Source organism: Sphaerotilus uruguayifluvii, assembly GCF_013294065.1.
GTDB classification, from domain to species: domain Bacteria; phylum Pseudomonadota; class Gammaproteobacteria; order Burkholderiales; family Burkholderiaceae_C; genus Sphaerotilus; species Sphaerotilus uruguayifluvii.
In genome coordinates this window covers 20991-33341 of sequence record NZ_JABSNM010000019.1, presented here as the reverse complement: position 1 = coordinate 33341, position 12351 = coordinate 20991, and the positions used below count along the sequence as shown (strand labels likewise).

The window sequence follows — 12351 nt, the reverse complement described above, 5'->3', positions numbered from 1 at the left end:
GATCAGGCCGAGCACCGCCGCGCCGGCAGCGCCGGCTCCGCAGCGGGCGTCGCCCGGCTGGCCAGCCAGGTGCCCGCCACGCCGCAGCCGGCGATGACCGCGATGCCGACCAGGGTCATCGCGTCGGGCGCATGGTCGAACCAGATCCAGCCCACCAGCGTCGCGAAGACGATCTGGAAGTACAGGAAGGGCGTCAGCGTCGCCGCACGGGCGCGCATGTAGCCCAGGATCAGCAGGAAGTGGCCGGAGGAGCTCAGCGCGCCCAGCAGCGCCAGCAGCGCCCAGCCCGCCGGCGACAGCGGCTGCCAGCTCCACGGCAGCGCCACGCTGGTCAGCAGCGCGCCGGTCAGGCCGGTGTAGAAATGCGTCGTCGTCGGGTCTTCGGTGCGCGCCAGCCGGCTGGTGATGATCTGGAACAGCGCGTTCGACACCACCAGCCCGAGCGGCAGCAGCGCCGCCCAGCCGAGGTCATGGGCCTCGCCCTTGGGGCGGATGACGATCAGCGCGCCGGCCATGCCGCCGGCCAGCAGCAGCCAGCGCCAGGCCGAGATGCGCTCGCCCAGCGTCAGCGCCGCCAGCAGCGTGATCAGCAGCGGCGTGAGCATGACGATGGCGGTGAACTCGCCCACCGGCATCACCTGCAGGCTGAAGAAGGCCAGCACGCTCAGCGACAGCAGGCACAGCCCGCGCAGCAGCTGCAGGCCCGGCCGCTCGGTGCGCAGCAGCGCGCGGCCGCGGCGCGGCAGCACCGTCACCGCGGTCACGCCGACCTGGAACAGGTAGCGTGCCCAGACGACGACGCCGACCGGGGCCAGCGCGCTGGCGACCTTGACGCCGGCATCGAAGCAGGCGAACAGCGCCACCGCGGCGACGACGAACAGGACGCCCTGCAGCGGGCGGGAGGGGGAAGACGGCATGGGAGGAGCGCGCGCGACAGCCAGCGCGCCAGGAGTGGTGACGGTTCCACCGACTCTAGCGGCTTCAGGAAAACCCTGATCTCCATTCAATGGGGGATATCGGGTCAGATCACCGCGCCCGGATCGTCCGGCTGGCATTCGCGGAACAGCCGCACCGGGCAGCGCGCGCAGACCGCCGGATCGAGCCGGCGGAAGATGGAGGCGATCGCCTGCTGCTTGTCCGGGAAGACATGGTCGGCCCCCAGCCGGTCCAGGAAGCCGGTGCGGCGCCAGATCGCCATCACCTGCGGGCGCGGGCGGTGGAAATGCAGGTCGCCGCCGGCGGCGCGGCGCTCGCGCAGTTCGGTCTCCCAGAGCTCGACGCCGGCCAGGTCGAGAAAGTTCATGCTCTTGCTCATCACCAGCAGGTGCTTCTGGCCGGGATGGTTCTGGCGCAGCGCGTGCAGGTGCTCGGCGACATGGGTGGCGGCGCCGAAGTAGATCTCGCCCTCCATGCGCAGCAGCTTCAGCTGCGGGCATTCGGGCAGCGCGCCGGGCGTGTCGTCGCGCACGACGAAGCGGCGGTCGGCGCGGCGGCTGTCGAAGCCCATCGTGCGCATCGCCGGGCGCGAGGTCTGGTAGAGATAGGCCACCAGCGACAGCCCGGTGCCGATCAGGATCGCGATCTCCAGCCGCAGCAGCAGCGTGGCCGCCAGCGTGGTGGCGGCGATCGCCAGGTCGGTGCGGTCCAGGCGCGCCAGGCGGCGCCAGCGCGCCAGGTCCAGCAGCGTCCAGGCCACCAGCATCAGCAGCCCGGCGATCGCCGCCTGCGGGATGTGCGCCAGCAGCGGCGCCGACACCGCCACCAGCAGCAGCAGCCACAGCGCCGAGGCCACGCCGGCCAGCGGCGTGCGGGCGCCCGCCTCCAGATTGGGCATCGAGCGGTTCAGCGAGCCGCAGCTGAGATAGCACGAGAAGAAGCCACCGGCCAGGTTCGACAGGCCCTGGCCCAGGAACTCGCGGTTGGTGTCGATGCGCTGGCCCGAACGCGCCGCCACCGCCTTGGCGATCGACACCGACTGGCCCAGCGCGATGATCGACAGCGCGAGCGCCTTGTCGAGCAGCTCGGGCAGGCGCGACCACTCGACCTGCGGCAGATGGAAGGACGGCCACGGCGAGGGCAGCGGGCCGAGGATGCGCACCTCGCGCCAGCCCGGCACCAGCACCGGCAGCAAGGCGCCCAGCACCGAGGCCGCGCCCAGCCCGAACAGCATGAAGGGCCAGCGCGGCCGGCGCCGGCGCAGCACGCCGGCCACCCCAAGCGCGCACAGCCCGGTGGCCAGCGCGGCCGGACTGGCCTGCGGCAGGTGCTGCGCGCTCTGCACCAGCACGCCGCCGGGCCCCAGGCCGCGCGGCACGCCGGCGTCGAGCAGATCTCGCAGCGCATGGATGCCGATCAGGCAGGCCGCGCCGCTGGTGAAGCCCAGCAGCGCCGCCGGCGAGATGAAGTCCGCCAGCAGCCCCAGCCGCAGCGCGCCGACCGCGGTCTGGATCAGGCCGACCATGATCGTCACCATCAGCGCCAGCTCGATGTAGCCGGGCGAGCCGGCCGCCACCAGCGGCGCCAGCATCGCCGCCAGCGCCAGCGAGTTGGCATTGGTCGGGCCGGACACCACATGCCAGCTCGATCCGGCCAGCGCCGCCACCACGGTGGGCACCAGCGCGCTGTACAGGCCGTACTGCGGCGGCAGCCCCGCCAGCGACGCGAAGGCGATGCCCTGCGGCAGCACCAGCAGCGCGCCCAGCAGCCCGGCCTGCGCATCGGCCCTGAGCGTCGCCGGCGAGACGATGCGCACCCAGGCGCCGAACAGGCGCTCGGCCAGCGCGCGGGCCGGCGTGACCGGCGACAGGGAGGGAGCGTTCGGATCGGTCATGGCGTCAGGCACAGGCAGGGGGGTATCCTGCCACAGCCGCTGCACCGCGCCGGTGCGCCCGGCGCCGCTGCGCGCGCGCCCTGTCGCGGCGCCTCGAGGTTCAGTCCTCGAAGGCCAGCCCGACGTAGTTCTCGGCCAGTGCGGTCATGCCGGCGGTGGAGTGGACCAGCCAGTCGAGCTCGGCGGTCTGCATGCGGTGGCCGACGGCGCCGGTGTCGCCGGGGCCCGCCGGGAACTTGTGCAGCAGGCTGGTCATGTGCCAGGAGAAGCGCTCGGCCTTCCAGATGCGGCGCAGCGCCTTGCGCGAGTAGTCGTCGATGCCGGCCTCGGTGTGGTCGGCGTAGAACTCGATGAAGGCGCGGCTGAGGTAGCGCACGTCCGACGCGGCCAGGTTCAGGCCCTTGGCGCCGGTCGGCGGCACGATGTGCGCGGCGTCGCCGGCCAGGAACATGCGGCCGAAGCGCATCGGCTCGGCGACGAAGCTGCGCAGCGGCGCGATGCTCTTCTCGATCGACGGGCCGGTCTGCAGGGCCGCGGCGGCGGCAGGATCGAGGCGGCTGCGCAGTTCGTCCCAGAAACGCTCGTCGCTCCAGTCCTCGACCTTGTCCTGCAGCGAGCACTGCACGTAGTGGCGCACGCGCGTCCTGCTGCGCATCGAGCACAGCGCGAAGCCGCGCTCGTGGTTGGAATAGATCAGCTCGTCGGCCACTGGCGGCACGTCGGCCAGGATGCCCAGCCAGCCGAAGGGGTAGACGCGCTCGAAGTTCTGGATGCGCTCCTTGGGCACACTGGCGCGGCACACGCCGTGGAAGCCGTCGCAGCCGGCGATGAAGTCGCAGGCGATCTCGTGGCGCACGCCCTCGACCTGGAAGCTGACCCGCGGCGCGGTGGAGTCGAAGTCGTGCACCGCCACGTCGGCGGCCTCGTAGACGGTGGGCAGGCCGGCGGCGCGGCGCGCGTCCATCAGGTCGCGGGTGACCTCCGTCTGGCCGTAGACCATCACCGTCTTGCCGCCGGTCAGCGCCTTCATGTCGATGCGGTGGCGCTGGCCGCCGAAGGCCAGCTCGATGCCGTCGTGCACCAGGCCCTCGCGGTGCATGCGCTCGCCCACGCCCGCCTCGTCGAGCAGGTCGACGCAGACCTGCTCCAGCACGCCGGCGCGGATGCGGCCGAGCACGTAGTCGGGGCTGCGCTGCTCGAGCACGACGTTGTCGATGCCGGCCTTGTGCAGCAGCTGGCCGAGCAGCAGCCCGGACGGGCCGGCGCCGACGATGACGACCTGGGTGCGGCGGGGGATGGTCATGGGTGTCTCCTCTGGGGGGGTGGGCTAGAGCAGGGGCTTGAGCTGCTCCTGCGCCTGCAGCAGCATCGGCAGGCAGCGGTCGAGCAGATCGGGAATGGACACGCGCGCGGCGTGCACGCTGACGTTCATCGAGGCGACCACCTCGCCGCGGCGGTTGCGCAGCGGCACGGCCACGGTGCGCAGGCCCGGCTCGAACTCCTGGTCGACCAGCGCATGGCCCTGGGCCCGCACGCGGGCGAGCTCCTCGCGCAGGCGGTCGCGGTCGGTGAGGGTCTGCACGGTGCGCGCGGCCATCGTCTGCCGGGCCAGCCAGGCCTCGCGCTCGGGCTCGGGCAGCCAGGCGGTCAGCACCCGGCCGTTGGCGGTGCAGTAGGCCGGCACGCGCGTGCCCGGCTGCAGCGTCGACGACACCACCCGGCCGGCGGTCACTGCCGCCACCGCGATCACGTCGTCGCCGTCGAGCACGCCGACCGAGCCGGCCTCCTGCATCGCCATCGCGATGCGCTGGAGCTGCGGCTGGATTGCGCGCGGCAGCTTCGCCGAATGCATGTAGGACTGGCCCAGGCGCATCACCTTCGGGCTGAGCGAGAAATGGCGCTCGTCCTGGCGCGCATAGCCCAGATGCACCAGCGTCAGCAGGCAGCGGCGCACCGCCGCGCGGCTGAGCCCGGTGCGCAGCGCGACCTCGCTGATCGTCAGCCGCGGGCGGTCCTGGTCGAAGGCCTCGATGACGCGCAGGCCTTTCTCGAGCGCGCCCAGCAGGTCGCGCTCGGCGATCGGGGACGCGAGGACGGCGGCGGGCGCGGCAGAAGAAGACGGGGCGAGGAGGTTCATCGGGATCTGACCTGAATCAAGGTTAGGAGGCCGGCACGCCGGGCCGGGCGCATGTGCGGCATGCGCACATTCCAGGACATGTCGTGCGACATGCGCACATTGTTCGGTGACAGCGCCGCGTCACCCTCGGCCGAGCACAATCGGGTCATGGTCATGCGTGAACCGGATCCGTCGCCGCCCGCCCCGCCGTCCGCCGCCCCGTCCTCCGGGACGCGCCCGGCCGGCGAGCGCCTGGCGCGACTGCGGCAGATGAAGCGGCTCGCGCTGCTGGCGCTGGCGGCCTGCCTGCTGCTGCTGGCGCTGGCCCACCATCAGGGCCGCCACGGCGTCTGGGGCTGGGTCGCGGCCTTTGCCGAAGCGGCGGTGGTCGGCGCGCTGGCCGACTGGTTCGCGGTGGTGGCGCTGTTCCGGCGACCGCTGGGCCTGCCTTTTCCGCACACCGCGATCCTGCCGCGTCGCAAGCCGCAGCTGGCCGACCAGTTCGCGGTCTTCGTGCGCGACCGCTTTCTCGACACGCCGACGCTGCTGGCCCGGCTGGCCGCGCTCGATCCGGTCGCGCAGCTGGGTTGCTGGCTCGCGCGCGAGGACAGCGCGCAGCTGCTCGCCGGCCACCTGCGCGGGCTGGCCGGCGGCCTGCTCGGCTGCATCGACGACGCGCGGGTGCGCGGCCTGCTGCAGAGCGCCGTGACCCGGCGCCTGGAGCGGCTCGACCTGTCGCACCTGGCCGGCGACCTGCTCGACACGCTGACCGCGCAGGGCCGCCACCAGCAGCTCTTCGAGCAGGCGCTGCGCCAGCTCGCCGAGCAGGTCGACACCGAGGAGGTGCAGCGCACGCTCGCCTCGGTGCTGATCGAGATCGCCGGACGCGAGTACCCGCTGGTGCTGCGCACCATCGGCCTGGTCGCCGACACCGAGGAGTTCGGCCTGAAGCTCGCGGCGGCCACCGCGCGCGGGCTGACCGGCTGGGTGCACGAGGTCTGCGAGGATCCGCAGCATCCGCGCCGGCTGGCCTTCGACCGCAGCGTCGCCGAGCTGGTCGAGCGGCTGCGCCAGGATCCGGACTTCGCCGCCCGCATCAATGCTGCCAAGGACCGCTGGCTGCACGAGCCGGCGCTGCAGGACTATGCACGCGGCCTGTGGGACGAGCTGCGCGAGTGGCTGCAGACCGAGCTGGGCACGCCGCAGTCGCGGCTGCAGGCGCAGATCGCCGCGACGGCCCGGCGGCTCGGGCAGGCGCTGGGCGAGGACGCGGCGCTGCGCTCGGCGCTGCAGGAGCACCTGCTGTCCGCGGTCGAGCAGGCGGCGCCGGCGCTGCGCGACGTCGCCGCCGAGCACATCGCCCGCACGGTGCGCGGCTGGCACGACGAGCAGCTGGTGCAGGAGATCGAGCTGGCGATCGGCCGCGACCTGCAGTTCATCCGCCTCAACGGCACGCTGGTCGGCGGCCTGATCGGCCTGGCCATGCATGCGCTGCGCGTGACGGGCTGAGAATCAGTGCCAGGCAGGGCCCGCCCGATGTGAACGATTCACCAGCCGCCTCACCTGTTGGAGCGATGGATGCGCACCCGGCCCGGATGGAAGAATGACCCCGTGCTTGGAAGGATGTGAATTCATTCACGCAGGGAGAAGAACATGGCCACGCTCGAGGCACTGGAACAGCTGCTGCACGAACTGGGACGCACGCCGGGACGGCGCATTCCCCCCCCGTCGCCCCCCGCGCTGGGCGGCCTGACGCCCCTGGAATCCGGTCGCGGCCACGGCCGCAGCCTGCCGGACGACGGTCGCTGGCACTGGTACGACGCACCTGCGGCGGCACTGGGCGGACTCGAGATCACCGAGTACACCATCTCGCCGGCGCTGTGCCACGCGGTCTTTCATGCGATGGGGTCGGAGCGGGCCCGCCAGGCCGGTGCCTGACGGACGACGGGACGGACGATGCGCGAAGAACCTGCCGCAGCTCACCGCGGACACGAAATTGTTACGCTCGGGGGCATGAGCCTGCCCGAGCCCTGCCCCGCCCCGATCCGCCTGACCAGTGCCCACCGGCGCCGCCTGCGCGAGGTCTGGCGCTCGGCCGGCTGGCCCGCGCAGGACATCCTCGAGGCCGAGCTGCTCGCCGCCGGCCTGCTCGAGCGCAGCCATGACACCGCCGGCCGCTGCACGGTGCGGGTGACCGATGCCGGCATCCAGGCGCTGGCCGAGTCGGCCGCACGCAACCGCGCCGCCCGCAGCGCGCACGAGACGCTGGTCGAGCAGATGGCGCAGGCGCTGATGCGCGAGGGCCGCATCGCCTGGCGCGGGCTGTCGCTGCGCGCGCGCGCGCCCTCCGACACCGCCGCCAGCGCCGGCCCCGGCGCCCCCGCCGTGCCCTCCGAGCCCGGCGACGACGGCACCTGGCAGATGGCCATGCCCGACGTGTTCTCGGTGCGCCACACGACGGTGGCGGGCTACCTGCAGCCGCTGGTGCACGAGATCAAGGTCAGCCGCGCCGACCTGCTCGCCGACCTGCGTCGGCCGGCCAAGCGCGCGGCCTACCTCGACATGGCCGCGGGCCTGTACTACGTGCTGGCCGAGGGCATTGCCCGCACCGACGAGATTCCGGTCGAGTGCGGCGTCATCGAGATGCGCGACGGCCAGCCGCTGATGCGGCGCGCGGCCCCGATGCGCGTGCTGCCGCACGAGGCCGGACTGCCTTTTGCGGTCTGGATGGCGCTGGCCCGGGCCACGCCGGTGCCGCGGCCCGACAGCCTGCAGCTGCAGCTCGGCGACGATCTCGAGGCGACCGGTCCGCTGACGGACGATTGAGCCGGATTCAGGTCGCGACTCAGGTCGGCAGCAGCGCGCTCAGGCTGCTGCTCAGCGTCGACCACCACAGCACACGCGGCTGGCGTGCCAGCGTGCCCAGGCGGGCCGGCGCAGCCGGCCGGCCGTAGTGCAGCAGGCTGCGCACCGGCACCTGGCGCTGGCGCGAGACCCACAGCAGCCCCTGGCGCGGCTGGTCGGGCTGCAGCTCCAGCGTGACCGCGGTGCCGGCACGGCGCAGCCGCTCGACGCAGCGGTCGACCAGCTGCGGCTCGTGGCAGGCCAGCGTGACATGGCGGGTGCGGCCGGCGACATGGTCGACCAGGCGCTCGAAGGCCTCGGCCGACTGGCGCCGCGCCTGACCGGTGTCGGACCAGCGCTCGTGCACCAGCCGCAGGCGCAGGCCGGCGACGCAGGCGCGGTCGGCATCGCCCAGGCTGCGCTCGCGGTCGCTCGACAGCGACAGGCCCAGGCCGTCGTGGTGCGCGCCCAGCAGGTCGATCTGGCTCATCAGCCGCTCGGTCGCCTCCGGCGCGACCAGATCGATCGTGACCGGCATCGCGCGCGACTGCGCCGCCGCCAGCAGCTGCATCATCAGCATCACGTCCTGGCCGAAGGCCGAGGGCTGCATCAGCAGCTGCGTGTCCGACGCCAGCCCCGACAGCGGCCCGAGCGAGGCGATCAGGCGCGCGCTCACGTCCGCCGGCGCCTCGTCCGCCTCGGGCCGGTAGCTCAGGCAGGCGCCCATGCGCCAGCGCGCGAGCCGCTCGGCGGCGGCCAGAACCTCATCGAAACGGATCGAGGCCCGCGAAGGCAGGCGGGAAGCACCAAAAGAAGTGTTCATCTCTTGTTTCACGGGTGTGTCCAGTCCGGTTGCCCCACCACAAGGTGCGACAAGTGTCACGAATTCCAGCAGATTTCGAAGGCAGCACGAAGGCAAAACCCGTGCCGATCAATTTTCATTGCCGCAGCTCAAGGAATTCCCGGGACGTCCGAGAGGGAAATGCAACGACCGGAGCGCGCCGCATTCCCGAAGTCGTCTGGAATGTGCACCGTCACGGTCCGTGCGGACGCACCAGATGAGGGAGGCGGCGTACGCTGCGGCCCCGTGCAACACCGTCTTGGGGAACGAACGTGCCACTGCCCGCACCGCTGCGCACCCTGCAGGTCGACCTGCCCGCCTGCCCTCGGGCCCTGCTCGAACTGCTGGCCCTGATGCGCGACGACGACAGCACGCTGCCGTCGATCTCCGCGCTGATCGAGTCCGACATGGCGCTGGCCGCGGCGGTCGTGCGCACCGTCAACTCGGCGATGTATGGCCTGCTGCGGCGAGTCGAGACCGTCGGCGAGGCGCTGCGCTACCTCGGCACCCGCGAGGTCGTCGCGATCAGCTATGCCAGCGCGCTGCGCGCGGCCTTTCCGCCGTCGCCACGCATGAACGCGCTGTGGCACGAAGCCGGCCAGACCGGGCTGCTGATGGGCCGCAGCGCGGCCGCGCTCGGCGTCGACCCGCTGCAGGCGCACACCGCCGGACTGTTCGCGCGCAGCGGCCAGGCCGTCATGCTGGCCCACCTGGGACGTCCCTACGAGGCCCTGCTCGACGCCCTCGGCCAGGACCCGGCCGCGCTCGACGCGGCCGAGACGAGCGCCTGGGGCATCGGGCATGCGGCCTACGGCAGCGTGCTGTGCGCGAGCTGGGGGCTGGCCGCGCCGGTGGTCACCTTCGTGCGCGAGCGCATCCGCGCGCCCGCGCAGCGCCCGCCGCTCGAGCCGATGCTGCGCCGGTTGCTCGCGCTCGGCGCCGCCGCCGAGACGCTGCTGCACGAGCAGCGCGGCCTCGGCGCGCTGGCCCTGCTGCCCGCCAGCGCCGACGTGCCGGAACCGGCGCTGCGCGCGGCGGTCGCGCCGCACTGGCTGCAACTGCAGCAGCTGCAGCAGGAGCGACAGGTGCCGCCGTCGCCCCCGTCACAGGCACGCGGCTTGCAGATCACCGACTGACACCCGAGGAACCCCCATGGCCCGCGACCCTTCCCCCTCCCCGGCCGGCCACATCCGGCTCACCTCCCATCCCGGCCAGGGTGCGGCCGGGGCCCCGCCGATCCGCTGGGGCGAAGCCGATCCGCAGGCACGCGGCCCGGTCGTCGGCACGACCACCTCGCGCCACCAGCGCAATGTCGTCGGCACGCACAGCGGCAGCTACGGTGTCTACCGCGCGCTCGCGGTGGCCGCCGGCAACCTGGAGCGCGGCCACCGCGCCGACCTCACCAACACCGCGCCGACCGACCGCATCGGCCCCAACCCGCAGTGGTCCGAGCCCGAGCGCATCGTCTCGATCGATCCATGGGGCGCGCTGGTCGCCGAGGTCTACGCCGAGCAGATCGCCGCCGGCATGGACATCCGCCCGACCATCGCCGTCACCAAGGCGCACATCCACCTGCCCGAGGTGCGCCAGGCCATGGCCTTCCAGCGCCTGAAGCCCGACGGCCGCATCCTGCTCGAGGACGGCTCGGCCGCGGTGACCAAGATCGCCGTCGAGCCCGTCTGGTGGCTGCCCGGCGTGGCCAAGCGCTTCGGCGTGAGCGAGGCCGAACTGCGCCGCACGCTCTTCGAGGAGACCGGCGGCATGTACCCCGAGCTGGTCACCCGCAGCGACATCGAGGTCTTCCTGCCGCCGATCGGCGGGCAGACGCTCTACGTCTTCGGCGACGTGCGCGACCTGGCCGATCCGTCGGTGACGCTGACCGCGCGCATCCACGACGAATGCAACGGCTCGGACGTGTTCGGCTCGGACATCTGCACCTGCCGCCCCTACCTGACGCACGCGATCGAGGAGTGCATCGAGGGCGCGCAGTCGGTCGAGCACGGCGGGCGCGGCGGCGTGGGCCTGATCGCCTACAGCCGCAAGGAGGGCCGCGCGCTGGGCGAGGTCACCAAGTTCCTCGTCTACAACGCGCGCAAGCGCCAGGCGGGCGGCGACTCGGCCGACAAGTACTTCCTGCGCACCGAGTGCGTGGCGGGCGTGCAGGACATGCGCTTCCAGGAGCTGATGCCCGACGTGCTGCACTGGCTGGGCATCCGCCGCATCCACCGGCTGGTGTCGATGAGCAACGACAAGTTCGACGCCATCACCGGCAGCGGCATCGAGGTGGTCGAGCGCATCAAGATCCCCGACGAGCTGGTGCCGGCCGACGCGATGGTCGAGATCCAGGCCAAGATCGCCGCCGGCTACTTCACCACCGGCGAGGTGCCGGACGAGGCGGATCTGGCCGCCGTGAAGGGGCGCGGCCTTGAGTGAACACCATCGCCCGGACCCGCTGGCCGTGCTGAACGACCCGGCCACCGTGCGCCGGCGCTGCCATGCGATCGCCGCCGCGGTCGAGAGCGGCCACTCGACGCATTTCCGCATCGACCGCGGCGCACTGCCGGCCATCGCGCGGCGCATCGCCGCCCTGACGCGCCGGCGATTCCCCGACCTGCAGATCCCGTACCACAGCCGCTGGCGCCATTTCGAGGCCGGCGGCGTCGACCGGCAGGAGGCCATCGACGCACAGGTGCGCCCGCTCGGCAGCGCCGGCCTGGCGCGCGCACGCATCGACCTGGCGCTGATCAGCGTGCTGCTCGATGCCGGCGCCGGCCCCGACTGGCACTACGACGAGGCCGAGACCGGCCAGCGCCTCACGCGCTCGGAAGGGCTGGCGGTGGCGACGCTGCGCGCCTTCGCGGCCGGTGCCTTCTCGTCGCGGCCGGACGAGCCCTGCCGGGTCGACGCCCGCGCGCTCGGCCGGATGCAGGCCGCACCGCTGGCGGCCGTCTTCCAGGTCCGGCCGGACAATCCGCTCGTCGGCCTGGAGGGGCGTGCGGCGCTGCTGCGCCGGCTCGGCGCGGTGATGGCGGCGCAGCCCGAGCGCTTCGGCGACGACGGCCGCCCCGGCGGCCTGTTCGATCGGCTGGCCGCGCGTGCGCGCCAGCGCTCGAGCGCCACGCCGACGCTGCAGGCCGCCGAGCTGCTGGTCGAGCTGCTGGAGTCGCTCGCGCCGATCTGGCCCTCGGGCCAGAGCCTGGACGGGCGGCCGATCGGCGATGTCTGGCCGCACCCGCAGGCCAGCGCGCCGGACGCGCCGGCCGCCGGCCGGGTGCCCTTCCACAAGCTGTCGCAGTGGCTGACCTATTCGCTGCTGGAGCCCTTCGAATGGGCCGGCATCGCGGTGGAAGGGCTGGACGCGCTCACCGGCCTGCCCGAATACCGCAACGGCGGCCTGCTGATCGACGGCGGCGCGCTGGTGCCGCTGGCGGCCGACTTCGCCGCCCTGCCGAAGACGGTCGACGATCCGTGGGTGATCGAGTGGCGGGCGCTGACGGTGGCGCTGCTCGACGACCTGGCGCCGCTGGTGCGCGCCGAGCTGGGCGTCGATGCGCAGCAGCTGCCGCTGGCGTGCATGCTCGAGGGCGGCAGCTGGGCCGCCGGCCGCGAGATCGCCGCCGAGCGCCGGCCGGGCGGCGCGCCGCCGCTGCGCATCGACAGCGACGGCACCGTCTTCTGAGACCCACCGGATACCCACCTGATCCGCAACCCGCGAGGAGA

The 12351-nt window shown here is 73.1% G+C and carries 11 protein-coding genes; 6 read left to right on the top strand and 5 right to left on the bottom strand.

The window, feature by feature from the left end; genetic code table 11:
• Window positions 1-2: 2 nt before the first annotated feature.
• The 4 genes from HNQ01_RS17705 to HNQ01_RS17690 form a co-directional block, all read right to left on the bottom strand.
• Window positions 3-917 (bottom strand): DMT family transporter, encoded by a 915-nt coding sequence (locus HNQ01_RS17705; RefSeq protein ID WP_173806783.1) that lies wholly within the window; start codon window positions 915-917, stop codon window positions 3-5.
• 104 nt (window positions 918-1021) lie between these two features.
• Complete coding sequence (locus HNQ01_RS17700; protein ID WP_173806781.1) at window positions 1022-2830, bottom strand: SulP family inorganic anion transporter; 1809 nt, start codon at window positions 2828-2830, stop codon at window positions 1022-1024.
• A gap of 100 nt (window positions 2831-2930) precedes the next feature.
• Window positions 2931-4133: a 4-hydroxybenzoate 3-monooxygenase gene (gene pobA / locus HNQ01_RS17695; protein ID WP_173806778.1), complete on the bottom strand. Its 1203-nt coding sequence runs from the start codon at window positions 4131-4133 to the stop codon at window positions 2931-2933.
• Between the two features lie 24 nt (window positions 4134-4157).
• Entirely contained in the window at window positions 4158-4967 is an 810-nt protein-coding gene (locus tag HNQ01_RS17690; protein ID WP_173806777.1) for an IclR family transcriptional regulator domain-containing protein, read from the bottom strand.
• 147 nt (window positions 4968-5114) lie between these two features.
• On the opposite strand from HNQ01_RS17690, the gene HNQ01_RS17685 reads away from it, so the two are divergent.
• The 3 genes from HNQ01_RS17685 (at window position 5115) to HNQ01_RS17675 (ending at window position 7772) form a co-directional block, all read left to right on the top strand.
• Complete coding sequence (locus HNQ01_RS17685) at window positions 5115-6455, top strand: DUF445 domain-containing protein (RefSeq protein ID WP_217427601.1); 1341 nt, start codon at window positions 5115-5117, stop codon at window positions 6453-6455.
• 144 nt (window positions 6456-6599) lie between these two features.
• Window positions 6600-6884 (top strand): hypothetical protein, encoded by a 285-nt coding sequence (locus HNQ01_RS17680; RefSeq protein WP_173806775.1) that lies wholly within the window; start codon window positions 6600-6602, stop codon window positions 6882-6884.
• Window positions 6885-6959: 75 nt separating this feature from the next.
• Window positions 6960-7772 carry a hypothetical protein gene (locus HNQ01_RS17675; protein WP_173806773.1) on the top strand — a complete coding sequence of 271 codons (813 nt, stop codon included), beginning with the start codon at window positions 6960-6962 and terminating at the stop codon, window positions 7770-7772.
• A gap of 19 nt (window positions 7773-7791) precedes the next feature.
• Here HNQ01_RS17675 and HNQ01_RS17670 read toward each other — a convergent pair whose 3' ends face one another.
• Window positions 7792-8613: a hypothetical protein gene (locus tag HNQ01_RS17670; RefSeq protein ID WP_173806771.1), complete on the bottom strand. Its 822-nt coding sequence runs from the start codon at window positions 8611-8613 to the stop codon at window positions 7792-7794.
• Between the two features lie 290 nt (window positions 8614-8903).
• On the opposite strand from HNQ01_RS17670, the gene HNQ01_RS17665 reads away from it, so the two are divergent.
• From HNQ01_RS17665 to HNQ01_RS17655, 3 genes are read left to right on the top strand one after another with little or no spacing between them, the layout of a single operon-like run.
• Window positions 8904-9767, top strand: coding sequence for an HDOD domain-containing protein (locus HNQ01_RS17665; RefSeq protein WP_173806770.1), 864 nt, complete (start codon window positions 8904-8906; stop codon window positions 9765-9767).
• 16 nt (window positions 9768-9783) lie between these two features.
• On the top strand, window positions 9784-11064 hold the full coding sequence (locus tag HNQ01_RS17660; protein ID WP_173806768.1) for a GTP cyclohydrolase II: 1281 nt from the start codon (window positions 9784-9786) through the stop codon (window positions 11062-11064).
• Window positions 11057-12310: a URC4/urg3 family protein gene (locus tag HNQ01_RS17655; RefSeq protein ID WP_173806766.1), complete on the top strand. Its 1254-nt coding sequence runs from the start codon at window positions 11057-11059 to the stop codon at window positions 12308-12310. Before HNQ01_RS17660 ends, HNQ01_RS17655 begins: the two co-directional genes overlap by 8 nt.
• Window positions 12311-12351: the final 41 nt, after the last annotated feature.

Excerpts from the sequence above, each read along its gene's own strand:
- pobA (WP_173806778.1), bottom strand. The coding sequence starts at position 4,133 with ATGACCATCCCCCGCCGCACCCAGGTCGTCATCGTCGGCGCCGGCCCG.
- HNQ01_RS17690 (WP_173806777.1), bottom strand. The coding sequence starts at position 4,967 with ATGAACCTCCTCGCCCCGTCTTCTTCTGCCGCGCCCGCCGCCGTCCTC.
- HNQ01_RS17670 (WP_173806771.1), bottom strand. The coding sequence starts at position 8,613 with ATGAACACTTCTTTTGGTGCTTCCCGCCTGCCTTCGCGGGCCTCGATC.
- HNQ01_RS17685 (WP_217427601.1), top strand. The coding sequence starts at position 5,115 with ATGGTCATGCGTGAACCGGATCCGTCGCCGCCCGCCCCGCCGTCCGCC.
- HNQ01_RS17700 (WP_173806781.1), bottom strand. The coding sequence starts at position 2,830 with ATGACCGATCCGAACGCTCCCTCCCTGTCGCCGGTCACGCCGGCCCGC.
- HNQ01_RS17705 (WP_173806783.1), bottom strand. The coding sequence starts at position 917 with ATGCCGTCTTCCCCCTCCCGCCCGCTGCAGGGCGTCCTGTTCGTCGTC.
- HNQ01_RS17675 (WP_173806773.1), top strand. The coding sequence starts at position 6,960 with ATGAGCCTGCCCGAGCCCTGCCCCGCCCCGATCCGCCTGACCAGTGCC.
- HNQ01_RS17660 (WP_173806768.1), top strand. The coding sequence starts at position 9,784 with ATGGCCCGCGACCCTTCCCCCTCCCCGGCCGGCCACATCCGGCTCACC.
- HNQ01_RS17680 (WP_173806775.1), top strand. The coding sequence starts at position 6,600 with ATGGCCACGCTCGAGGCACTGGAACAGCTGCTGCACGAACTGGGACGC.